Genomic DNA, 22925 nt, shown 5'->3' on the forward strand with positions numbered 1-22925 from the left:
AAAAAACCGGGGGAGCCCGGATCGACGGGCTCTCACCTGGATTAGAGCGCCCGTATTATGCCAGAAACGCCGAGGGTCAGCCGATTCGCCCCTCTTCCACGGCATGGCAGGCCACCTGACCGCCGTCATCGGTGGCGATCAGTGTGGGCACTTCCTCGCGACAACGGCGTTCGGCATGGGGGCACCGGCCATGAAAGACGCATCCCGAAGGCAGATGAACCGGCGTCGGCACTTCGCCCTCCAGCCGGATATGCTGCGGACGGTCGTCCTCGAGTCGCGGAATGGCCGACATCAAGGCCTGGGTGTAAGGATGTCGGGGACGCGCGAAGAGGGTCGCGGTAGGCGCCACCTCACAGACCCGCCCCAGGTACATCACCGCCACCCGTGTGCCGAAATGCTCGACCACGGCCAGATCGTGGGTAATGAACAGATAGGTGAGGTTGTGGCGCTGCTGGGCCTCCATCAGCAGGTTGAGCACCTGGGCCTGAATCGAGACATCCAGCGCCGAGATCGGCTCGTCGGCGACGATGAACTCGGGGTCGACTGCCAACGCGCGCGCAATGGCGATGCGTTGGCGTTGGCCGCCCGAGAATTCATGGCCGTAGCGCGCGCCCCAGTCCGGATCGATGCCCACCGACTGCATGACGTCGCCGACCTTGTCCTTGATGCGTTGAGCCGTCCAGTCGGGGTGATGCAGCCGGATCGGCTCCTCCAGCGTCTGCTGGATCGTCATGCGCGGATTCAACGAGGCATACGGATTCTGGAAGATCATCTGCATGCGCCGACGATAGGGCAGCAACTGCCTGGTGGAGAGGTCGTCGATACGCTGGCCGGCATAGTGGACCTCGCCGGCGGACGGCGTGATCAGGCCCATCACGGTCCGCGCCACGGTGGACTTGCCGCAGCCCGATTCGCCCACTACGCACAACGCTTCGCCGCGCTGGATGTCCAGGTCGACACCGTTGATGGCGTGCACGTGTTCCTGGTGGCGAACCAGCTTGCCGCCCTTGAATTGCAGCTGCTCGAGGAAATCACCGGAAAGCGAGAAACGCTTTTCCAGGCCGCGTAGTGCCAACAAGGGTTGCGTGGCATCCGGGGCAGGGGATGTGGCGGTCGAATTCATCAGTCTTGCTCCTCGGCCGGAATGCGTTCGCTTTCGATCATTTCGGCGACCATGTGACAGGCGGCCTGGCAATTGCCGGACGTCACGAACTCGGGGACCTGATCATGGCAGGCCTGACGGCGACTGCCATCGGCGCGCTCGACGAAGGTACAGCGCGGATGGAAGGCGCAGCCGCTCGGCAGGTTGGAGAGCGATGGCATGCTGCCGGGGATCTGGTTGAGCCGCGACCCGGGCGTGGCCATCTGCGGCAGGGCATTGATCAGGCCCTGGGTATAGGGATGCTGCGGGTCATTGATGATCTCGCGAGTCGGGCCTTGCTCGATGACGCGACCGGCGTACATGACGAGCATGCGCTGGGTGACCTGGCTGACCACGCCGAGATCGTGGGTGATCAGGATCAGGCCGACATTGTGCTTCTCGCACAGCTCCAGCAACAGCGCCATGATCTCGGCCTGGATAGTCACATCCAGTGCCGTGGTCGGCTCGTCGGCGATGATGATGTCGGGATCGAGCAGCAGTGCAATGGCGATGATCACGCGCTGCCGCATGCCGCCCGACAGCTCGTGGGGATACTGATCGAGCCGGGCCTCGGGAGAGGGGATCTGGACCTGCTGCAACTTGTTCAGCGAGATGCTGCGGGCTTCCCGCGAGCTGATGCGGCGGTGCGCCTTGAGGCACTCGAGCATCTGCTCACCGATGGTCAGCACCGGGTTGAGCGTCATCATCGGGTCCTGGAAGATCATCGACATGCGATGGCCACGCACCTTGCGCAGCTTGCGATCGCTCAGGCCGATCAGTTCCTGGTCGTCGAAGCGGATGCTGCCTCCGGCGATGTAGCCCGGCTTGGCGATCAGGTTGAGCAGGCTGAAAGCGGCCACCGACTTGCCGGCGCCGGACTCGCCCACGATGCCCAGGCGCTCGCCGCGATCCAGGCTGAAACAGACGTCGCGCAGGGCCCGGACATCGCCGCCACGCAGCGCGAAGCGCACGTCAAGGTGGTTAACGTCGAGTAGAGACATGAGATTCAGCCCTTGTAGAGTCGCGGGTTTAGCACGTCACGCAGCCAGTCACCGAGCAGGTTGATCACCAGCACCAGTATCACCAGCACCAGGCCGGGGATCAGGGTGATCCACCAGGAACCGGACTGGAGGTAGTCGAAACCGGACTTGATCAGCGAGCCCAGCGACGGCTGGGTCTCGGGCATGCCGAGGCCGAGGAAGGACAGTGCCGCCTCGGAGATGATGGCGTTGGCCACCTGCACGGTGGAGATGACGAAGATCGGCGACAGGGTGTTGGGCAGGATATGCCGGAACATGATGCGGCGGCTGGGCAGGCCCATCACCCGGGCGGCGTCGACATACTCCTTGCCTTTCTCGGCGAGCACCGAGGCACGCACGGTCCGCGCATACTGCGGCCATTCGGCCAGGCCGATGATCAACACCAGCAGGGGGACGGCGTAGTCGCTGAAGGTGCCGCCACCGAAGATCGCCTTGAACAGGGCGCCGACGACGATGGCCACCATCAGGGTGGAAAAGGACAGCTGGATATCGGCCAGACGCATCAGGAAGGCATCGACACGGCCCCCCAGGTAGCCGGCCAACAGGCCGAAGCACACCCCCAGGGCGGCCTGCATGGCCACGGCGCCGAAGCCGATGATCAACGATACCCGCGCGCCGTAGAGGATGGTCGACAGCAGGTCGCGTCCCTGGGCATCGGTCCCCATGAGGTAGGTCGGGTCGCTGCCGTCCACCCAGAAGGGCGGCAATTCCGAGGCGAGAATGTCGATCTGCGTCAGGTCGTAAGGGTCCATCGGCGCCAGCCAGGGCGCCAGCACGGCGGCGGCGACCAGGACGATGAACACCAGCAGGCTGACCTGGGCGATCAGATCGCGCTTGAAACTGTAGAGCAGGTAGGAGTCGCGAAAGCGCTCCCAACGACTCGTGGGTCGGTTCGTCAGCGTGGTCATGCGGGTTTCCCTGTCAGCTTGACGGTGGGGTTGATCAGGCCATAGATCAGATCGACCAGGGTGTTGGTGATCACGAAGATCAGCCCCACGATCATCAGGTAGGTGACGATCAACGGTATGTCGGAGCGTTCGATGGCATCGAGAAACATCAGTCCCATGCCCGGCCACTGAAACACCGTCTCGGTGAGAATGGTGTAGGCCACCAGGGTGCCGATCTGTACGCCCCCCACGGTGATCACCGGCAGCATGGTGTTCTTCAGCGCATGCAGGAAATAGATGCGCCGCGGCGAGATGCCCTTGGCACGGGCGAACTTCACGTAGTCGGACTGCAGTACCTCGAGCATCTCGGCACGGATCAGACGGATGAACAGCGGCAACATGATCGAGGCCAGCGAAATGGCCGGCAGCACCAGGTAGGTCAGGCCCTCGAGCGAGGCGAAGTTGGTTTCCCAGGTGCCGAAGACAGGCACCGGATCCCCTCGACCATAGGCCGGCATGCCGCCCTCGGTGGTGATCAGGTCATTGAGCCAGGCCCCCCAGCCGGTACCGGCGGGGAAGGGCGTCCAACTGACACCGATGGCGAACAACTGGATCAACACGATGGCGGTAAGAAACACCGGAATCGAGATGCCGATGATCGAGACGCCCATGAAGAAGCGCGACAACCAGGCGCGTGGCTTGATGGCACTATAGACGCCGATGGGTACCGACAGCACGATGATCAGAAAGGTCGTCGCGGCGACCAGCTCCAGGGTCGCCGGCAGGTGGCGCATGATCACCTGAGTGGTCGGCTCGTTGAAGATGTAGGAATAGCCGAAGTCGAAATGCGCGGCATTGCCGGCGAAGCGCAGGTACTGGACCACGAAGGGGTCATTGAGACCGAGCTCTTCACGCAGGACTTCGCGCTCGCTCTCCGGCACGGACTGGCCGACCATCTGTTGGATGGGGTCACCCAGGTTGTCCTGGATGGAGAAGGCGATCACGCTGATGACGAACATCACCAGCAGCGCATGAAAGAGGCGCTTGATCAGAAAAGCGATCATGAGTGGCGTTCCATTATCGAGAAAGGCCCGGGCACGCGGTGACACGCCCCCGCCGGGGGCGTGTCACGGAGCGGGATGTCGAATCGCCGTCCTCTCGCCCACGGTCAGACGAGAGGCGGCGGGAAGGTATTACTCTTCTTCTTCGACGACGAGATCCCCGAGGTAGGGGAAGTTCATCACGTTGACGATCGGCTCGAGGTCGACGTTGGTATCCGCGGCCCAGGCCAGATCCTGCCAATGCAGCGGGATGAAGGCGGCCTCGTCGTACAGCGTCTGTTCCATCTGCTGCAGCATTTCGGAACGCTTCGCCTGGTCGAGCTCGAGGTTGGCCTCGGAGACCAGCTTGTCGACTTCGGGATTGCAGTAATTGCCGGCGTTGTACTGGCCGGCGCCGGAGTCGGCATCCGGGCAGGCGGTAAGATACTCGTGGAAGTTGGCCGAGTCCTCGGTGTCGGCATGCCAGCCGATCATCATCATGTCGGCAACCCGGTCATCGTACTCACCCCAGTACTGGGCCTTGGGCAGCGTCTTGAGATCTACCGTCACGTTGATGCGCGCGAGCATGGCCGCAACCGCCTGGGCGATCTTGGCATCGTTCACGTAACGGTTGTTGGGTGCCATCATGCTGATCTCGAAGCCGTCTTCATAACCGGCCTCGGCCATCAACTGCTTGGCCTTCTCCAGGTCATGGCGGGGCTCCAGCTCCGCATTATGACCCGCGTAGCCCTCGGGCGAGAGTTGGGCGGCGGGTGTGGCAAAGCCCTTCATCAGACGATCGGCGATGCCCTCCTGGTTGATGGCATAGGCGAAGGCCTGACGAACACGAGGGTCCTGGAAGGCCTCGACCCGTTCCTGATTCATGTGGAAAAGAATGATCCGCGTACCGGACATGGTGACCAGTTGGGCGTTGTCATCTTCGCGGACACGCTCCAGGTCGTTGGGCGGTACCGGTGCGATGAAGTCGACATCGCCGGAGAGCAGGGCGGCCACTCGCGTCGCGTTCTCGCCGATCGGCTTCAGCACGATCTTGTCGACATTGCCCGGCGACGCCTCATCCCAGTAGTCGTCGTGGCGTTCGAAGGCGACGCGTACGCCTTGCTGACGTTCGGTCACCTCGAAGGGACCGGTTCCGGACATATTGCGCGAAGCGTAGGAGTTGCCGTTCTTGACGATCTCGTCCTTGGGGTCGCCGTCGCTGTCCTCCCCGGAGTAGAACTGGCTGTCCATGGGGAAGATATAGGTCGCCAGGTTGAGCAGCAGTGGATAGGGCTTCTCGGTCTTGATCTCGACGGTATGCTCGTCGACCGCCGTGGCACTCGCGATGGGGGCGAAGATCGCCTTGAAATCCGGGCTGCGCTTGAGCCGGTCGATGGTCCAGACCACGTCCTCGGCGGTGAAGGCATTGCCGCTGTGGAACTCGACGCCATCGCGCAACGTCATGCGCAATGTGGTGTCGTCGACCCGTTCCCAGTCGGTCGCCAGGCGCGGCTCGATCTCGAGATCCTGGGTCCAGCGCACCAGCGGGTCGAAGGACATGTGCGATAGTTGCAGGATACCCCCGGACAGTTGCTCATGGATGTCCAGTGACACCGGGTCGGCGTCGTAGGCCATGCGCAACGTGGTGTCGGCCTGGGCGGCCGGGGCGAGGGCAGCGGATGTCATGGCGGCGCCGATGACGCTAGCCAGCAGAGTCTTCTTGATTGTCATGTGTCGTTCCATGCCGGATGGATTGTTATCGGTATCACGACCGGCGGTCGTGATGACCATTATGGTCCATTCACCAACATAGAGAGGTAGAGGGGAAGCGCACAATCGAAATTGTGACACACCTCATGCGCCCGGCGAATAACGACGCCGGGCGCGAGGAGGGCGCTCAGTCTTCGCTGGCGGGTGTGACGCGGTCGATCCGATACAGTTGAGCGACCTGATCGAGCCCGTGGACACTGCATTCCAGGTCGGTAACGCGCCCGTCGCTCAGGCCATAGACCCAGCCATGCACGGAGAGCTCCTGGCCACGCTGCCAGGCGCGTTGAATGATCTTGGTGCGACACAGGTTCTTGACCTGGGCCTCGACGTTGAGTTCACACATGCGGTCGACCTGCTCGTCCTGCGACAGCGAAGACAGCGAGGCGCGATGCTGGCTGTAGAGGTCGCGCACCGAGTGCAGCCAGTAATCGACGATGCCGCACTCGCCGCCGGTGACCGCCGCACGAATGCCGCCGCAACCGTAGTGGCCGACGATCATGATGTGCTTGACCTTGAGCACGTCCACCGCGAACTGCACCACCGAAAGGGCGTTCATGTCGTTGTGGTGCAACAGGTTGGCGACATTGCGATGAACGAACACTTCTCCGGGGGGCAGGTCGATGATCTGGTTGGCCGGCACGCGGCTGTCGGAACAGCCGATCCACAGGTATTCCGGGGTCTGCTGACGCGCCAGACGAGCGAAGAAGTCGGGATCATCGCGACACATCTGCTCCGCCCAGGCGCGGTTGTTTTCCAGCAAGGTGTCGATGTCGTTGCTCATGGTCGGGCTCCGGCAGGATGGGACGAAAGACGAAGGAGCCTTCTTTTACCGCCAGCGGGGATATGGGTCAACCGCTCTCCCGAGGCGTCACCTTGGCTGGTATGATCGCGCCATTGCCCAATGGGCCTGGTTGGGGCCCGATCGTTCACAGGAGAATCACGTGTCAGAGTTCGACTATGACCTGTTCGTCATCGGGGCGGGGTCCGGCGGAGTGCGCGCCGCTCGCACCGCCGCCGCCACAGGGGCTCGGGTCGCCGTGGCCGAGGACCGTTATCTCGGCGGCACCTGCGTCAATGTCGGTTGCGTGCCGAAGAAGCTGTATTCCTATGCGGCCCATTTCCACGAGGCCTTCGAGGACTCCGGCGGCTTCGGCTGGCAATTGAGCGCCGAGCCGTCGTTCGACTGGGCGACCCTGCGCGATAACAAGATCGGCGAGATCAAGCGTCTCAACGGCATCTATGGCCGCCTGCTGGACAACGCCGACGTGCGCCTGATCAATGGCCGTGCCAACGTGGTCGACGCGCACCACGTCGAGGTCGGCGGCGAGACGATCAGTGCCGAGAAGATCCTGGTGGCCGTGGGCGGCTGGCCCTGGGTGCCGGATTTTCCGGGCAATGAGCTGACCCTGAACTCCAACCAGGTCTTCGATCTCGATGAGTTCCCGCAACGTTTCCTGGTACTCGGCGGGGGTTACATCGCCGTGGAGTTCGCCAGCATCTTCAATGGCCTGGGCAGCGAGTCCCATCTCGTCTATCGCGGCGAGTTGTTCCTGCGCGGGTTCGACAACGAGGTGCGCGAATTCACCCGCGACGAGATGGCCAAGAAGGGCGTCAACCTGCACTTCAACACCAACATCGAAGCCATCGAGAAGGTAGCGACCGGGCTCAAGGTCACGCTGACGGACGGGCGCACGCTCGAAGTGGACGCGGTGCTCGCCGCCACCGGGCGTCGGCCCCACCTGGCCGGGCTCGGCCTCGACCGGCTCGATGTCGCCACCAACGACGATGGGTCCCTCGAGGTCAACGAGCGTTTCGAGACCTCGGTGCCCTCGATCCTGGCGCTCGGCGATGTCACGGGGGCCCCCGAGTTGACGCCGGTGGCGCTGGAAGAGGCCATGAAGCTGGTCGAGCATCACTTCGCCGACACCGTGCCCGAGCCGCTGGATTACGAGCGCGTGGCCACCGCCGTGTTCTGTCATCCGAACATCGGTACCGTCGGCCTGTCGGAAGAGGCGGCCCGCGAGCGCTTCGAGGCGATTCGCGTCTACAGTGCCGATTTCCGCCCCATGAAGCATACGCTTTCCGGCAGCAGCGAACGCAGCTTGATGAAGCTGATCGTCGATGACGCCACGGACGTGGTGGTCGGCGCCCACATGGTGGGGGAAGAGGCTGGCGAGATCATCCAGGGCATTGCCATCGCCGTGCGGGCCGGGCTGACCAAGGCCCAGTTCGACCAGACGGTGGGCATCCATCCCACCGGCGCCGAGGAATTCGTGACCATGCGGACTCCGACGCGTCGTTGAGCCTCGAACTGTCACGACAGCGTCATTCGAGCGGGCCACCCTGAGGTGGCCCGCTGCGTTACGGGAACACTGAAGAGAGGGCCCGCGTGTCGCTATCGCCGTCATCCCCGGCGCTCGACACCAAGGATCTAGGCTAAACTCGAAGGAGGTACGATAGAACGCTGACACCTTCATGATGTGCCGATATCTTCTCAGGGAAGAAACCGCCACAGACGCGGCCTGGGCACTAGACCATAATTTTGTATTATGGATTGAAGCAAGCAAGATAACCTGGCTTTTGAAATGATCATAAGCGGCTGTTATGATGCCGAGCAAATTCGCTACAGCGAACCACGACAATGAACGCAACCTCAGAGCCCTTTACGACCTCCGCCGACTTGGCCAAGCCCAGCGTGGCCGATGCCGTGGTCGGCCACGAGGCCTCGCCGCTTTTCATCCGCAAACCCAGCCCCGATGACGGCTGGGGCATCTACGAGCTGGTCAAGTCCTGCCCCCCTCTCGACGTCAACTCCGCCTACGCCTACCTGTTGCTGGCCACCCAGTTCCGCGATAGCTGCGCCGTGGCGACCAACGAGGAGGGCGAGATCGTCGGTTTTGTCTCCGGTTACGTGAAGAGCAACGCGCCCGATACCTACTTCCTCTGGCAGGTTGCCGTGGGCGAAAAGGCGCGCGGTACCGGCCTGGCTCGCCGCCTGGTGGAGGCCGTGATGACACGCCAGGAAATGGCCGAGGTGCATCATCTCGAGACCACGATCACCCCCGACAACCAGGCCTCCTGGGGCCTGTTCCGCCGCCTCGCCGATCGCTGGCAGGCGCCGTTGAACAGCCGCGAATACTTTTCCACCGATCAACTCGGCGGTGAGCATGACCCGGAAAACCTCGTTCGCATCGGCCCGTTCCAGACCGACCAGATCTGAGCCGGAACGCCGCCTAGCCGGCCCGGTACGGGCCGGTTCCCCGTCTTCTCGATTCATCACTTTCATCCCACAGGAGGTCGCAATGCAGACCCAGACCCTCGAACGCATGGAGTCCGACGTTCGGACCTATTCCCGCTCCTTCCCGGTGGTCTTCACCAAGGCGAACAACGCCCGCCTGACCGATGAGGAAGGGCGCGAGTACATCGACTTCCTGGCCGGTGCCGGCACCCTGAACTATGGCCACAACAATCCGCACCTCAAGCAGGCGTTGCTCGACTACATCGACAGCGACGGGATCGTTCACGGCCTGGATTTCTGGACCGCGGCCAAGCGCGACTACCTGGAGACGCTCGACGAGGTGATCCTCAAGCCGCGCGGGCTCGAGTACAAGGTGCACCTGCCTGGACCGACAGGCACCAATGCCGTCGAGGCGGCCATCCGTCTGGCCAGGGTGGCTAAGGGACGTCACAACATCGTCTCCTTCACCAACGGCTTCCACGGCGTCACCATGGGCGCGCTGGCGACCACCGGAAACCGCAAGTTCCGCGAGGCCACCGGCGGCGTGCCGACCCAGGCAGCTTCCTTCATGCCGTTCGACGGCTATCTCGGCAGCAGCACCGACACCCTCGACTATTTCGAGAAACTGCTCGGCGACAAGTCCGGTGGCCTGGATGTGCCCGCTGCGGTGATCGTCGAGACGGTGCAGGGCGAGGGCGGCATCAACGTCGCCGGCCTGGAGTGGCTCAAGCGTCTCGAGAGCATCTGCCATGCCCATGATATCCTGCTGATCATCGACGATATCCAGGCGGGCTGCGGCCGGACCGGCAAGTTCTTCAGCTTCGAGCATGCGGGTATCACGCCGGATATCGTGACCAACTCCAAGTCACTGTCCGGCTATGGCCTGCCGTTCGCCCACGTACTGATGCGTCCCGAGCTCGACAAGTGGAAGCCCGGCCAGTACAACGGCACCTTCCGCGGCTTCAACCTGGCCTTTGCCACCTCCGCCGCCGCCATGCGCAAGTACTGGAGCGACGACACTTTCGAGCGTGACGTGCAGCGCAAGGCCCGCATCGTCGAGGAGCGTTTCGGCAAGATCGCCGCCTGGCTGAGCGAGAACGGCATCGAAGCCTCGGAGCGCGGTCGCGGCCTGATGCGCGGGATCGACGTCGGTTCCGGCGATATCGCCGACAAGATTACCCATCAGGCCTTCGAGAACGGGCTGATCATCGAGACCAGCGGTCAGGACGGTGAAGTGGTCAAGTGCCTGTGTCCGCTGACCATTCCCGACGAAGACCTGATCGAGGGGCTGGACATTCTCGAAGCCAGCACCAAGCAGGCCTTCAGCTGATCGCCTGATGTTCGCCACCGGGCCAGCCCGTGGCATCCTGTATCGGCCGGCCGCCAGGCGGCCGGCCCGTCATTGATTCACCGGAGAGTCGACATGATCGTTCGCAATCTCGAGGAAGCGCGCCAGACCGACCGCATGGTCACCGCCGAGAACGGCAACTGGGACAGCACCCGTCTGTCGCTGGCCGAGGATGGCGGTAACTGTTCCTTCCACATCACCCGCATCTTCGAGGGTACCGAGACCCATATCCACTACAAGCATCACTTCGAGGCCGTCTACTGCATCGAGGGTGAGGGTGAAGTGGAAACCCTGGCCGATGGCAAGATCTGGCCCATCAAGCCGGGCGATATCTATATCCTCGACCAGCACGACGAACACCTGCTGCGGGCCAGCAAGACCATGCACCTGGCCTGCGTGTTCACCCCGGGTCTGACCGGCAACGAAGTGCACCGCGAAGACGGCTCTTACGCGCCCGCCGACGAGGCCGACGACCAGAAGCCGCTGTAATCTGGCGTTGAGCCGCTGCGTGCAGGAACGAGCCCCCGGTCACCGATCGGGGGCTCGTTCTTTATGCGCGTGGCGCGATCTCGTGGTGACGTCCCGACGGCTGGACATGTCGGATTTTTCATGCCTATGATCGCGCCATGCTTGATTCATCGTCCAGCCATCGGCGACCCGACAGTGGTCGGAGCATGCCCAACGACCTGGTCAGCGAGCTCCTGTGCGGCATGCGTCTGAGCGGCATCCAGTACCGCCGCATTCAAGCGGCTCCTCCCTTCGGCATCGAAGGCTTCGGCACCATCGCCGGGTGGGCTCACTTCCACTTCATCGCCCGAGGGCCAGTGTATCTGCGTAGCCCCGGCGGTGCCGTGCACCGGCTCGAAGCCGGTGATGCGGTGCTACTGCCACGCGGTGGCCCTCATGAGCTGCTGTCATCGCCGGACCAATCCGCCAGTCGTGATATCGCCAGCTTCGAGGCTGCCCCCCTCTGCAAGGCCGTCAGCGCGGTGCGTGACGGTCCCCCGGAAGACTGCCAGGAGGGCGGGGCCGTCATTTTCAGCGGCTGCATGGAGTTCGATCTCGGCGGCATGCATCCGCTCGTCGGCTTGATGCCCGAGGTGATGCGTGTCGATACGCTCCTGGATCGGCATCCCGAGATACTGCCGATCCTGCAGGCCATGGAGCGCGAAGCGCAGGCCGAGCGGGCGGGTTTCGCGAGCATTCTGTCGCGGCTTGCCGATGTCGTCTCTGCCTTCATCGTGCGGGGTTGGGTCGAGTGCGGCTGTGGTGACGCCTCCGGTTGGGTCGAGGCCCTGCGCGACCCCAGGCTGGGGCGCGTTATCGCGGCCATGCATCGCGAGCCCGGACGTCAATGGACGGTTGCCGAACTGGCGAACCAGATGGGCAGCTCTCGGTCGGTCTTCGCCGAACGCTTCCTGACCGTCACCGGGCTGACCCCTCATCGTTACATGACCGAATTGCGCATGCGTCTGGCCACCCAGTGGATCAGTCGGGACGCACAGCCCATCGACGTCGTTGCCCAGCGCCTCGGCTATGGCTCCCAGGCCGCCTTCAGCCGTGCCTACAAGCGGGTGACGGGGCGACCGCCCGGAGCGGTCCGCGCAGAGGGGAAACGCGACAGGCTGCGAGCGTGAGCCTCGAGATACCATCCAGGCAACTCAAACCAGCATGCCCAGCATCACGCAAGCGTGCCTGTGCCGTCATGGCGTTGCCACGCCTCGCCGCCGGGGAGCCCGTCACCCGTATTGCCCTGGATCTCGGGTACGAAAGCCCCGGTGCCTTTGCCACCATGTTTCGACGACAGCTCGGCGAACAGTGCGAGAACGTCGAGCTGATAGACTACCTGCATCGTTGGCCGGATCCGCAGTTGATCCTGCATCTCATGGTCGGCGACATGCAGAGAATCATGGTTTATCCAGAACGCGGTTTCCAGTGTCGACAGAACGTACCGGAGGACGTGCGCGTTGCCCATGAAGCCTTGATCGCGCTGGGCTTCGACAAGCACTTGCCATGATGCCGCGGGGGCGTGAACAATCAGGCCGTCCCTGAACATCCGATTGCCAAGGACCGACGATGACCGCACGACAACGCCTCACCCTGAGCCTTGCCGATGCCCGACGCCTGCTGGTCCGCCATCATGGTCGATCGGCACCGCTGGCGGCGGCGATCCAGCGTCTGGGTACCATTCAGTTCGATCCGCTGGCACCGCTCGGCACCAACCCCGACCTGGTGCTGCAATCGCGAGTGCCGGGCTACCGGCAGGGCGATTGGCAGGAGGCGGCCTATCGTCGTCGACTGCTGGTCGATGGGTGGGACAAGCAGGCCAGCCTGATACCGCCCGAACAGTGGTGGGCCCAGATGCCTTTCCATCATTGGTTCGCCCGGCGCTGGGAGCAGCGTGGTGTCGATATCGGTTCGCCCGAGGCCCGGGAGATCCTCGATCAGGTCGAGCAGCGGGGGCCCTCGACGAGCCTCGAGCTGGGAGACCAGAGCTCCGATCCGGCCCTGCGCGGCAGCTGGTATGGCCCCAAGCGCTCACGCCACCTGCTCAAGGCTCTGTGGGACTCCGGACGCTTGATGACCCATCATCGCGTCAATGGTCGCCATGCCTATGATCTGCCCGCACGCGTATTGCCGGATGGGGCATGTACCGCGAACGTCGATGAGGATGATGCGCTGGAACACTTGATCGTGCGTCGCGTACAGGCCGTCGGCCTCCTGCGTCCGACGGCCGATGCCGCCGTCTGGTTTCTGCCTTGTCGGCGCGCCGAGCGCGACCGCATCGCCTCTCGAGCCCTCGACAAGGGGACCCTGATCGAGCTAGACGTGGAAGGTGAACGCTACTGGGCCACTCCCGAGAGCATGGCATGCCTGGATGATGTCGCGTCATCATGTGCCACGGATCGAACCATGCGGTTTTGTGCGCCCCTCGATCCGCTGATGTGGGACCGCCGCGGAATTTCTCGTGTCTTCGGTTTCGATTATGTGTGGGAAGTCTACAAGCCCCGCGAACAGCGCCGCTGGGGTTATTACGTGCTGCCGGTATTATGGGGGGATCGCTTCGTCGCGCGCTTCGACGCTCAGTGTCGAAAGGGCGTCCTGGCCATTCACGCCTGGCACTGGGAAGGCGACATCCTCCCATCCCGTCTGCCCGAAGGGCTGCCCGAGGCACTGCAACGGGCGGCCGGAGATTTCCTCGACTACCTGGATGCCGAACGGGTCGTGTTGCCCAGGGGCCTGGGTCGCGAGGCTCGACGGGCATGGCAAAGGGCCGCCAAATGACATACCGTCGCTCCCCACATGACCTTTTTCAGACACCACGACAGGCTGCATGACCATGAAACGATCCCTTCGCGACAGCATTTCGGTGATCTTGCTTGTCATACCGGTTGCCTTCAGCCAGCAGGCGGTCGCAGACGAGACGATGGACAGGCTCTGCCAGGCCAAGGCCGAGGAGATCCAGACGCAGCTGCGCATTGCCGAAGAGCACGGCAATGAACATCGCGTGCGCGGATTGAAAAAGGCCATGGAGGGTGTGCAGCGCCATTGCACCAATGAAGGCGTCCTCGAGGACGCTGAAGAGGACGTCAGCGAGAGCATGGCTGAAGTGCAGGAGCGTCAGGAAGCATTGTCCGAAGCGCAGCGTGAAGGCGACGCGGACGATATTCGCCAGCACAGCGAGGAACTCGAAGAAGCCGTGATGGAGCTTCGAGAGAGCCAGGACGAGCTGGAATCGCTCCAGGGCGAGCAGTAGCGTAGCCAACCGTCGAATCGGGCAGGTGGCCGTGGTGGAGAATGGTGGAGAAACCAGACCGTTTTCCATGTGCCACATGGAGGTATTCACACATCATTTAACATAATATACATTCTGCGAAATAATGGGAGACATCAATCCCGGAGTCATCGCTTCGGCGACTGCCGGATCATCAATCAAATATTCGAGACTCTCTGGCATATACCGTCCGAAAATGGCGCTCTATCCTCCTGAGCCAACGATGTCATTCAAGGAACAGGAGTCACAGATGCGTGATGTGTCACAACGGGCCGCGCCGGCATGGAGCGCGGTTTTCTCGATGACGCTCGGGGTTTTCGGATTGGTCACCGCGGAGTTTCTCCCGGTGAGCCTGCTGACGCCCATGGCGTCTGATCTCGGTATCACCGAAGGCATGGCCGGACAGACGGTGACGGCAACGGCCGCAATCGCCCTGGTGACCAGCCTGTTGATCACGGCGGCGACCCGGAAAGTCGATCGTCGCCACGTGCTCCTGGGGTTTTCGGTGCTGTTGATCATCTCGAATCTGCTGGTGGCGCTGGCACCGAACTTGCCACTGCTGCTGATCGGCCGTGTCCTCCTTGGCATTGCCCTGGGCGGCTTCTGGACGATGTCGGCAGCCACGGTGATGCGCCTGGTGCCCGAGGATAGCGTGCCGCGCGCACTGTCGATGATCTTCAGCGGTGTGTCGGTAGCCACTATCGTGGCGGCCCCCATGGGCAGTTTTTTCGGCGAGATCATCGGCTGGCGTAGTGTCTTCTTGATCGCCGCGATGTTTGGGGGGCTGGCCCTGGGGGTACAGTTCGCCACTTTGCCACGCATGGCACCGAACGCTCAGACGCGCCTGAAGACCCTGGTCGAGGTGCTGCGGCGCCCAATGGTCGGAATCGGCATGCTGGCCGCCGCCATGATCTTCGCGGGACATTTCGCCTTCTTCACTTATATCCGTCCCTTCCTCGAGACCGTCACCCGGGTCGATGTGAACGGCATGTCGAGCATCCTGCTGGGTTTTGGCCTGGCCAACTTCCTGGGCACTTTCCTGGCAGGCGTCATGCTCGAACGGAACATGCGTTTCACGCAAATCGTGATGCCGGCCACGATGGGCATACTCGGCCTGGGGCTGGCGAGTGTCGGTGGCATCCCCCTGGTCGACGCCATGATGATTGCACTCTGGGGCATGGCGTTCGGTACCGTTCCGGTCGCATGGTCCACCTGGCTGACCCGAACGGTGCCCGATGAAGCCGAAAGCGCAGGCGGCCTGCTGGTGGCGGCGATCCAGTTCGCGATTGCCAGTGGCGCGGCTGCCGGTGGGTTGATCTTCGACACCGGTGGCGCCGTCGGTGTCTTCGCGGTGAGCGGTTTCGTACTGCTGCTGGCGGCGCTGTTGATCCTGTTCGGCGTCAGGGCCCCGGTCACCGTTGTCTCCTGAACGATGCATGAGGGCGTCATCGTGACGCCCTCCCTGACAGCTTTCCTGACCCTCCTTCCTGTCCTTTCTGGTCCGTCGTGACGCGCTTGCCGCGCCCCCCTCTCTTCCTTCAAGCAAAGTCCATGCCATCGGCTCCCGACCGTCGGTGCGACGAGAGTTGATACCCTGTCGACGATATACCCGAGCGCGCGGCTGATAGAATGGATGATGGTTATCTCGTCATGACGCGCCGGTCGTCATCGTGGACACCGGGAGGCCGGCTCCTTATCATCCCTGCAACCCATGCATCCCGTTCACGTCAGTGCAAAGGACACCCACGATATGCCGAATCGCCCATCGTTGATGTTATCGCTCTTCGGCTCAATGACGTTACTCGGGGGGTGTGCCCTGCTGCCTCCTCAGTCTCCCGAACCGTCGCCCCCACCGGTGACGACGGCGCAGTTCGAGGCGGGCATGCAGCGTCTGGAAAGCAATCTCACCGCTCGCTGCGAGAACCAGTCACACCTGCTGTCGTTGCAGAGATTGGAACAACGGACGCTGACGGCCGATGTGCGTGAAGTCGGCAGCCTGTTGCGGAATCTGCGAGGCGATATTGCCGCCCTGGACGATAATCAGGGTGAAGAGGCCACAAAGGTCATCACCGAGTGCCAGGCGACCGATGACCGGCTGGCCAACAAGGAACTCCTGGGGCGCAGCGAGTGGGTTGGCCTGCCCAATGTCGGCACCTACCTGCAAGCCCGCGTGGACTCCGGGGCGGATACCTCCTCGCTGAGTGCCAACGAGATCACCAGCTTCGAGCGGGATGGCGAGGACTGGGTGCGCTTCAAGCTCGGCCTCGATGACGACGATAGTGTGGTCGAAGCGGTCAGGGACAGCTGGCTGGAGGCCCCGGTAGAACGTCGCGTGCGGGTGAGCCAGGCAGCAGGCGAGGAGTCCCGTCCGGTCATCGAGCTGCTGATGACCCTGGGCCCGATCCGTGAGACGGTGGAGTTCACGCTGACCGACCGCCGTCATCTCGATTACCCGGTTCTGCTCGGGCGTCGTTTCCTGATGGACATTGCCATTATCGATGTCGCGGAGGACTTCCTCCATGGGCGACCCGAGTTCACGAGCACGACCGACGACGCCGAGTCGCAAGACGAGACGCCCTGATACATGGATGTATTCCTCACTCTGATTCACCAAGGACGTTGATATGTCCCGACTGCCCTTCTATCTGGTCGTTGCCCTGTTGCTGGTTGCTGGCATCGGCTTGAGCATCCATCGCCATGTCCAGTTCGAGGTGCCCTGGACACCAGGCGAGCAACGGCAGGTCTGGGAAATCGAGGCGCAGGTGAATTTCCTCGCCGATGGTGGCCCCGCCAAGGTGGAGATGGCCTTGCCCTCTACCCAGCAAGGATTCCGGGTGCTGGCCGAGCACACGGCCTCCCCGGGCTACGGCCTCTCCTTTCTCGAGGAAAACGGTAGCCGCCGCGCCCTCTGGTCGATCCGCGATGCCACCGGCAATCAGCAACTCTATTACAGCAGCCGCATCCAGGTCGCTCCTCGGGCCCGGGCATCCGACGTTACCCCGCCTTCCCCGGAACCGGATGTCGCCTGGGAACGCCCCTACGATACCGCGGCGTCCCAGGTCATCGACCGCGCCTGGGCACGTAGTGCCGATCCCTTCACCTTCACTCGCGAGCTGATCCGCGACTTCAGCGAGCAGCGTCAGGGAGAGAATGCCCGCTTGCTGCTGACGCAGTTCGATCGTGTGCCATTGCTGGTCCGGCTGCTCAACCAGGCCGGCATCGCCGCACGCGATGTCAGCGGCCTGATGCTGGATCATGGACGACGCCGACAGAGCCTGACCCCCTGGATCCAGGTCTACGACGGTGAGGAGCAGGCGCTCTTCAATCCGGCTACCGGCGAACAGGGGCGCCCCGACAACCTTCTCCTCTGGGAGAATGCCGGCAAGGCGGTGCTCGAAGTCCAGGGGGGGACGAACTCCCAGGTCTATTTCTCCATGCTGTCGCGCAACCAGCCCGCCGGGGCCGCCGTGCGCAATCGCATGGCCGAGGCGTCCGACACCATTCTCAACTTCTCGATCCACAGCCTGCCTCTCGAGGAACAGGCACTGTTCCAGACGATCCTGCTGATTCCCATCGGGGCGCTGGTCGTGGTCCTGCTGAGAGTGCTGGTCGGGATCAAGACGTCGGGCACCTTCATGCCGGTGTTGATCGCCCTGGCCTTCATCCAGACGACCCTGGCCACCGGTCTGATCGGCTTCCTGCTGGTAGTGGCCGTGGGTCTGGTGATCCGCAATTATCTTTCCTACCTCAATCTATTACTGGTGGCGAGGGTCACGGCGGTCATCATCACGGTGATCGCCATCATCTCCCTGTTCTCGGTGCTGTCCTATCGCATCGGGCTCAACGCCGGCCTGACCATTACCTTCTTCCCGATGATCATCCTCTCCTGGACCATCGAGCGAATGTCGATCCTCTGGGAGGAAGAAGGTCCCAAGGAAGTCCTGATCCAGGGCGGCGGCAGCCTGTTGACCGCGGTACTGGCCTATCTGGCCATGAACAACCCCTGGATTCGCCACATCACCTTCAACTTCCTCGGCGTGCAACTGATCCTGATGGCGTTGATCCTGATGCTCGGCAACTACACCGGCTATCGCCTGCTGGAGCTGCGTCGCTTCAAGCCGGTCACGGAGGACTGAGCCGATGTGGACGACCCCCGGAAAGCTTCGCGCCAAGGGCATCATCGGCATGAACCGGCGCAATATCCGCTATATCGGCCGTTACAACGACCGACGGCTCTATCCGCTGGTCGATGACAAGCTCCAGACCAAGCTGCTCGCCCAACGCTACGACATCACCACACCGGCCCTGATCGGCACGGTGTCGACCCAGTTCGGCGTCAAGCATATCCGCGACATGCTCGATGGCCATACAGGGTTCGTCATCAAGCCGGCCAAGGGCAGCGGCGGCAAGGGCATTCTGGTCGTCGAGCGTGTCGAGGGGCAGCATTACGTCAAGCCCAGTGGCGCTCACCTGTCGCTCAAGGACGTCGAGCGTCATGTGTCCAATATCCTGTCGGGGCTCTATTCCCTGGGGGGATCGCCGGATGTGGCGCTCATCGAAGGCTTGATCAACTTCGACGAAACCTTCAACGAGTACACCTACGAAGGCGTGCCGGATATTCGCGTCATCGTCTTCAAGGGCTATCCGGTGATGGCGATGATGCGGCTCTCCACGGCCGCCTCGGACGGCAAGGCGAACCTCCACCAGGGCGCGGTGGGTGTCGGCATTGACATCGCCTCCGGCCAGGCGATTCGTGGCGTTCAGTTCGACCGTTCGCGCAACGATCACCCGGATACCGGCCATGAGCTGGCCAGCCTGCGGATCGGCAACTGGCGCACCCTGCTTCGGCTGGCCGCGGGCTGCTACGAGATGACCTCGCTGGGCTATCTGGGGACCGACATGGTGCTGGATCGCGACCATGGCCCCATGCTGCTGGAGCTCAATGCACGCCCCGGGCTGGCCATCCAGATGGCCAACGGGGAAGGCTTGCGCGAACGCCTGGATCTCATCGAGCGACAACCTGAAGGGCTCGAGATCGAGCAGCGCGTTGACTTCGCCCGGCAGCATTTCGCGCGGCGTAGCGAGCTGGACCCCGTGCAGGCCGCATCGGCATGAAGCAGCTTCGTCAGGGCTATCGCCGTTAAGCGTTGTCGCTCGGGCTGATCCGTCGACAGGCCTGCGAGGGGGCGCTGTGAATCCTTCCCTGGAGGCTACCGATGCCATCCATGGCATCGGACCCCCTCTCCGGCCTGTCCCCGGCGCCCCTCGCCAGATCCAACTGCGATAGCAGCCCTGGCAGCCTCGTGCGATGTCTGGCGATGGCGGTGCGCGGCGCGTAGAATGGGTCGTCAATCCCGAGACCGCATGGCCAGCATGACCGATTCCCGAGCCCTGATGGACCAGGCCGAACGACAGTGTCGCCATCGTGGCGTCCGCTTCACGCCGATTCGTCGGCGAGTGCTGCAGATGATCGCCGACACGCGTGGCGGACTGAAGGCCTATGACCTGCTCGATCGCCTCGCCACCGAGCATGCCTCTGCCCGCCCGCCGACGGTGTATCGCGCCCTGGAATTTCTCATCGACCAGGGCCTGGTGCATCGCATCGAGTCGCTCAATGCCTATGTGGCCTGCCCGTGCCCCGAGCATGCCCATGGCTTCCAGCTCTTGATCTGCCGCGATTGCGGCCGGGTCGAGGAGTTGCACCTCGACGATATCAACGAGCAACTGGGACAGCGTGCCCACGAGCTGGGGTTCACGGTGCAGCGTCAGACCATCGAGCTGCTCGGCCGTTGCGATGCCTGCCATGCGGTTCCTCAGACATCCTGAGCCAGCCGGAGTCCCAATGTCCGATATCTTCAAGGCGCTGGAAGGCGCCCCTCTCGACAGCCGTCGCCCGCTCGACGCTATTCTGGACGCTGCCCGCTTCAACGCCGATGGCCTGATGCCCGCCATCGCTCAACAGCATGACTCCGGCGAAGTGCTGATGATGGCCTGGATGAACCGCCAGACCCTGGAGGAAACCTTGCGGACCGGGCATGTCTGCTACTGGTCACGCTCCCGGGGGAAGCCCTGGCGCAAGGGAGAATCATCCGGACAGCAGCAACACCTGCGAGCGGCCCATCTCGACTGCGATGGCGACACCCTGCTGCTGCAGGTCGATCAGACCGGACCGGCCTGCCACAGCGGGCGTCGAAGCTGCTTCTACGTGGCACTCGATGAGCAGGAAGCCCGCGTCGTCAGCGAGCCGATGATCGACCCGCAAACCCTCTACGGCGACAAGACGCCCCACTGACCCCATGCATGCCCTCGCCCGTGGCCTGCGCACCGGGCTGGCCTTCATCATGATCGGCCTGGTGCGCCTCTATCAGTGGCTGATCAGCCCCCTGCTCGGCCCGCGCTGCCGTTACTGGCCCAGCTGCTCTCAATACACGGCAGAAGCACTGAAGGTGCACGGCCCCATGAAAGGCGGCGAACTGGCGGTTCGGCGCATCCTGCGCTGCCATCCCGGCGCTTCCGGCGGCATCGACCCGGTCCCCGGCGGTCCCAGTGAACGGCTGTGCCGAGAAGACCCCGAGCTGGATGACGACTTTCGTTGTCGCTAGACTGCCTTGTTCTAGTCGCCACCTTTCAGATCACGAAACCCGTTTTTTACTTCCTGTTCCAGGCGTGTCGCCAAGTCTTGATCCTGGATAATGGGGAACTCCTTGAGCAATTTGCCACTGATGCCGCCGTGTTGACGGATCGAGCGGATGATCCGGTCAATATGATCGTCGGGGCCCTCCAGCCAGTCCTTGATGGCCAACCGGGTCCGATACCAGGCGCGTTGCAGTGCCGCCTGCTCATGCATCTCATGTTCCAGAGTATGTTGAACCACTGCGCGAAGATACTCGACCTGTTGGGTCAGGTCAGGGTAACGCCATGTCGGCGCAGCCTGATCATAGGCTGAAAAATGGAAGTCGGATTCGATGCCATCATCGTAACGACGGCGCCCTTTCGAGAAATCCACTGCCCCTCTGAATGCATCCATCAACGGCTTGGAGTAACGCTCGAGAATGCGATCATACTCGGCACGCCGAATAGCCGACGACGTGATAGTGGCCGATATGGGGAGAATGAATGGCTCAGGTACCGCGCCGTCCCGGCGCAGGACGTCGTTGACCAGAAAGCGCGACACTCGACCATTTCCGTCGGCTAATGGGTGCAGGAACACAAAGCCGAAGCTGGCAACAGCCGCTCGGATGATCGATGGCTCTTCCCTGGTGACTGTCAGGAAAGCACGTAATCCCTCGAGCATCTCGGCAAGCCACTCCCAATGCGGGCATATATAGTGGACCACTGCACCATGCTGCAGTGAATTACTGCCAACGAAGACCGGTGAATGTCGTAACCCTGGGCGTATCGTCGAGATGCCCAGGATCGCACGCTGGAGTTCGGTCAGTGCTTGTGAGTCCAGAGGGTCGTCCAGGTCGCCGCAGTAACGCTCCATGGCTTCCGCAAAGCGCTGAATTCTGTCTCGCTGCTCTCCTTCGTGCTCGATCACGAAGCTGGCCCGACTTTCCTTGATCGTCAGCCATACGGCACTCCTGAGTAGAATATCAGCGCCGAACTCCCCTTCCATGGCCTCAAGCCTGGCGGTTACATCGAAATCGTTCAATGCCTTGACGGTCGGAGTTCTTCGTATCAACGGGCAATAGTCAGACGTTCCCGGCAAATTGTCATTGATACGCCAACGACGGTTTCGAATCGGCTGGCTTCTGGTGACATAATGTCGAGGGTCGAGAGCATCTCGATAGTTGCCGCCGACCTCGACGACATCCAGCTCACGGCCTGTCAGCCACTCGTAGAGAAAGCCCGCTCGACGGGCATATTGTCCAGTTGGCTCATGCTTCACCCACTCGGCAATTTCGCGTCCCGGCATGACGCCGAACAAACGGGCAAGGAATTCCAGGTGTATACCTTCATGCTTCAAGGCAAAGGCCAGGTGAGCCGTCGGCGTGTCGGCTGGACGCATGGCATCAAGATATGTCTCCTGACGCCCAGCCTCACGCTCATGGGTGTGCCGCGTGCGACCGATGCAACTCATCACTGGAAACGGCTGGGTCGCTTGAACACCGAAGTGTCGGACGAGCCAGCCATAACCGATTTCATCCTGCTCTTGAGCTGCCAAAATGATTATCTCGCCAAAAAAATGATTACATGCGCGAACTTTTCTTCAAAAACGATTATGGCAGGGTGTCAGATGGGGGGCTACCGAGTCACGCGGCCTCCTGCTCGGCGACGCGATAGATGCGCTCAAGCATGGCATTCAGGCCGTTGCTGCGGGTCGGCGACAGATGCTTGTCGAGGCCGAGGTCCACGAGGAAGTGCGGACTGGTCGCGCGGATGTCTGCCGGGTGACGATCATTGTAGATCCGCATCAATACCGCGATCAGCCCCGAGACGATGGCCGCATCCGACACGGCATCGAAATGCAGCAGCTCGCCGTCGAGACGGTGATGCATCCAGACATTGGACTGGCAGCCCTGGATCTTGAGTTCCTCGACCTTCCACTCCTCGGGGAAGGTCGGCAGCTGCTTGCCCATGTCGATGATGTACTGGTAGCGGTCCATCCAGTTGTCGAACATCTCGAACTCTTCCAGCAATTCCTGCTGGGCCTGTTCGGCGGTGATCTCTGTGCTCATGAGGG

23 protein-coding genes are annotated in these 22925 nt (G+C 62.5%); 15 read left to right on the forward strand and 8 right to left on the reverse strand.

Features of this window, described 5'->3' with window-relative positions; all coding sequences use genetic code 11:
* Window positions 1–76: 76 nt before the first annotated feature.
* The 6 genes from LU493_RS09915 to can all read right to left on the reverse strand — a co-directional run bounded on the left by LU493_RS09915 (window position 77) and on the right by can (window position 6659).
* Complete coding sequence (locus LU493_RS09915; protein ID WP_275287634.1) at window positions 77–1123, reverse strand: ABC transporter ATP-binding protein; 1047 nt, start codon at window positions 1121–1123, stop codon at window positions 77–79.
* Complete coding sequence (locus LU493_RS09920) at window positions 1123–2142, reverse strand: ABC transporter ATP-binding protein (protein WP_275287635.1); 1020 nt, start codon at window positions 2140–2142, stop codon at window positions 1123–1125. The genes LU493_RS09915 and LU493_RS09920 overlap by 1 nt, the downstream gene beginning before the upstream one ends.
* Before the next feature lie 5 nt (window positions 2143–2147).
* Window positions 2148–3089, reverse strand: coding sequence for an ABC transporter permease (locus LU493_RS09925; RefSeq protein WP_275287636.1), 942 nt, complete (start codon window positions 3087–3089; stop codon window positions 2148–2150).
* Window positions 3086–4132 (reverse strand): ABC transporter permease, encoded by a 1047-nt coding sequence (locus LU493_RS09930; protein ID WP_275287637.1) that lies wholly within the window; start codon window positions 4130–4132, stop codon window positions 3086–3088. The genes LU493_RS09925 and LU493_RS09930 overlap by 4 nt, the downstream gene beginning before the upstream one ends.
* Window positions 4133–4261: 129 nt before the next feature.
* On the reverse strand, window positions 4262–5839 hold the full coding sequence (locus LU493_RS09935; protein WP_275287638.1) for an ABC transporter substrate-binding protein: 1578 nt from the start codon (window positions 5837–5839) through the stop codon (window positions 4262–4264).
* 166 nt (window positions 5840–6005) lie between these two features.
* On the reverse strand, window positions 6006–6659 hold the full coding sequence (can, locus tag LU493_RS09940) for a carbonate dehydratase (protein ID WP_064698455.1): 654 nt from the start codon (window positions 6657–6659) through the stop codon (window positions 6006–6008).
* A 160-nt stretch (window positions 6660–6819) separates the two neighbouring features.
* On the opposite strand from can, the gene gorA reads away from it, so the two are divergent.
* The 15 genes from gorA to yidD all read left to right on the forward strand — a co-directional run bounded on the left by gorA (window position 6820) and on the right by yidD (window position 20841).
* Window positions 6820–8181, forward strand: coding sequence for a glutathione-disulfide reductase (gene gorA / locus LU493_RS09945; protein WP_275287639.1), 1362 nt, complete (start codon window positions 6820–6822; stop codon window positions 8179–8181).
* Between the two features lie 338 nt (window positions 8182–8519).
* The gene (gene ectA / locus LU493_RS09950) at window positions 8520–9098 is read left to right on the forward strand and encodes a diaminobutyrate acetyltransferase (protein ID WP_275287640.1); all 579 of its coding nucleotides are present in this window, start codon (window positions 8520–8522) and stop codon (window positions 9096–9098) included.
* Window positions 9099–9180: 82 nt separating this feature from the next.
* Window positions 9181–10446, forward strand: coding sequence for a diaminobutyrate--2-oxoglutarate transaminase (gene ectB / locus LU493_RS09955; RefSeq protein ID WP_275287641.1), 1266 nt, complete (start codon window positions 9181–9183; stop codon window positions 10444–10446).
* Window positions 10447–10539: 93 nt separating this feature from the next.
* The gene (locus tag LU493_RS09960; protein ID WP_275287642.1) at window positions 10540–10953 is read left to right on the forward strand and encodes an ectoine synthase; all 414 of its coding nucleotides are present in this window, start codon (window positions 10540–10542) and stop codon (window positions 10951–10953) included.
* Window positions 10954–11090: 137 nt separating this feature from the next.
* On the forward strand, window positions 11091–12101 hold the full coding sequence (locus tag LU493_RS09965) for an AraC family transcriptional regulator (RefSeq protein ID WP_275287643.1): 1011 nt from the start codon (window positions 11091–11093) through the stop codon (window positions 12099–12101).
* 68 nt (window positions 12102–12169) lie between these two features.
* Window positions 12170–12481 (forward strand): helix-turn-helix domain-containing protein, encoded by a 312-nt coding sequence (locus LU493_RS09970; RefSeq protein WP_275287644.1) that lies wholly within the window; start codon window positions 12170–12172, stop codon window positions 12479–12481.
* 59 nt (window positions 12482–12540) lie between these two features.
* Window positions 12541–13749: a DNA glycosylase AlkZ-like family protein gene (locus LU493_RS09975; protein ID WP_275287645.1), complete on the forward strand. Its 1209-nt coding sequence runs from the start codon at window positions 12541–12543 to the stop codon at window positions 13747–13749.
* Window positions 13750–13798: 49 nt separating this feature from the next.
* Window positions 13799–14221 carry a DUF1090 domain-containing protein gene (locus LU493_RS09980; protein ID WP_275287646.1) on the forward strand — a complete coding sequence of 141 codons (423 nt, stop codon included), beginning with the start codon at window positions 13799–13801 and terminating at the stop codon, window positions 14219–14221.
* 268 nt (window positions 14222–14489) lie between these two features.
* Window positions 14490–15668 carry an MFS transporter gene (locus LU493_RS09985; protein ID WP_275287647.1) on the forward strand — a complete coding sequence of 393 codons (1179 nt, stop codon included), beginning with the start codon at window positions 14490–14492 and terminating at the stop codon, window positions 15666–15668.
* 321 nt (window positions 15669–15989) lie between these two features.
* A complete protein-coding gene (locus LU493_RS09990; RefSeq protein ID WP_275287648.1) occupies window positions 15990–16820 on the forward strand; it encodes an ATP-dependent zinc protease family protein in 831 nt (276 codons plus the stop codon).
* Window positions 16821–16863: 43 nt separating this feature from the next.
* Window positions 16864–18375 (forward strand): inactive transglutaminase family protein, encoded by a 1512-nt coding sequence (locus tag LU493_RS09995; protein WP_275287649.1) that lies wholly within the window; start codon window positions 16864–16866, stop codon window positions 18373–18375.
* A 4-nt stretch (window positions 18376–18379) separates the two neighbouring features.
* Entirely contained in the window at window positions 18380–19354 is a 975-nt protein-coding gene (locus LU493_RS10000; RefSeq protein WP_275287650.1) for an alpha-L-glutamate ligase-like protein, read from the forward strand.
* 258 nt (window positions 19355–19612) lie between these two features.
* Window positions 19613–20065: a transcriptional repressor gene (locus LU493_RS10005; RefSeq protein ID WP_275287726.1), complete on the forward strand. Its 453-nt coding sequence runs from the start codon at window positions 19613–19615 to the stop codon at window positions 20063–20065.
* 16 nt (window positions 20066–20081) lie between these two features.
* A complete protein-coding gene (gene hisI, locus LU493_RS10010; RefSeq protein WP_275287651.1) occupies window positions 20082–20531 on the forward strand; it encodes a phosphoribosyl-AMP cyclohydrolase in 450 nt (149 codons plus the stop codon).
* A 4-nt stretch (window positions 20532–20535) separates the two neighbouring features.
* Window positions 20536–20841: a membrane protein insertion efficiency factor YidD gene (gene yidD / locus LU493_RS10015; RefSeq protein ID WP_275287652.1), complete on the forward strand. Its 306-nt coding sequence runs from the start codon at window positions 20536–20538 to the stop codon at window positions 20839–20841.
* 11 nt (window positions 20842–20852) lie between these two features.
* On the opposite strand, the gene LU493_RS10020 is transcribed toward yidD, so the two are convergent.
* A complete protein-coding gene (locus tag LU493_RS10020) occupies window positions 20853–22406 on the reverse strand; it encodes a Fic family protein (protein ID WP_275287653.1) in 1554 nt (517 codons plus the stop codon).
* Between the two features lie 88 nt (window positions 22407–22494).
* Complete coding sequence (locus LU493_RS10025) at window positions 22495–22920, reverse strand: SufE family protein (RefSeq protein WP_275287654.1); 426 nt, start codon at window positions 22918–22920, stop codon at window positions 22495–22497.
* Window positions 22921–22925 lie beyond the last annotated feature (5 nt).

The sequence above is a fragment of the Halomonas elongata genome (assembly GCF_029081005.1).
In the GTDB taxonomy this organism is placed as follows: domain Bacteria; phylum Pseudomonadota; class Gammaproteobacteria; order Pseudomonadales; family Halomonadaceae; genus Halomonas; species Halomonas elongata_B.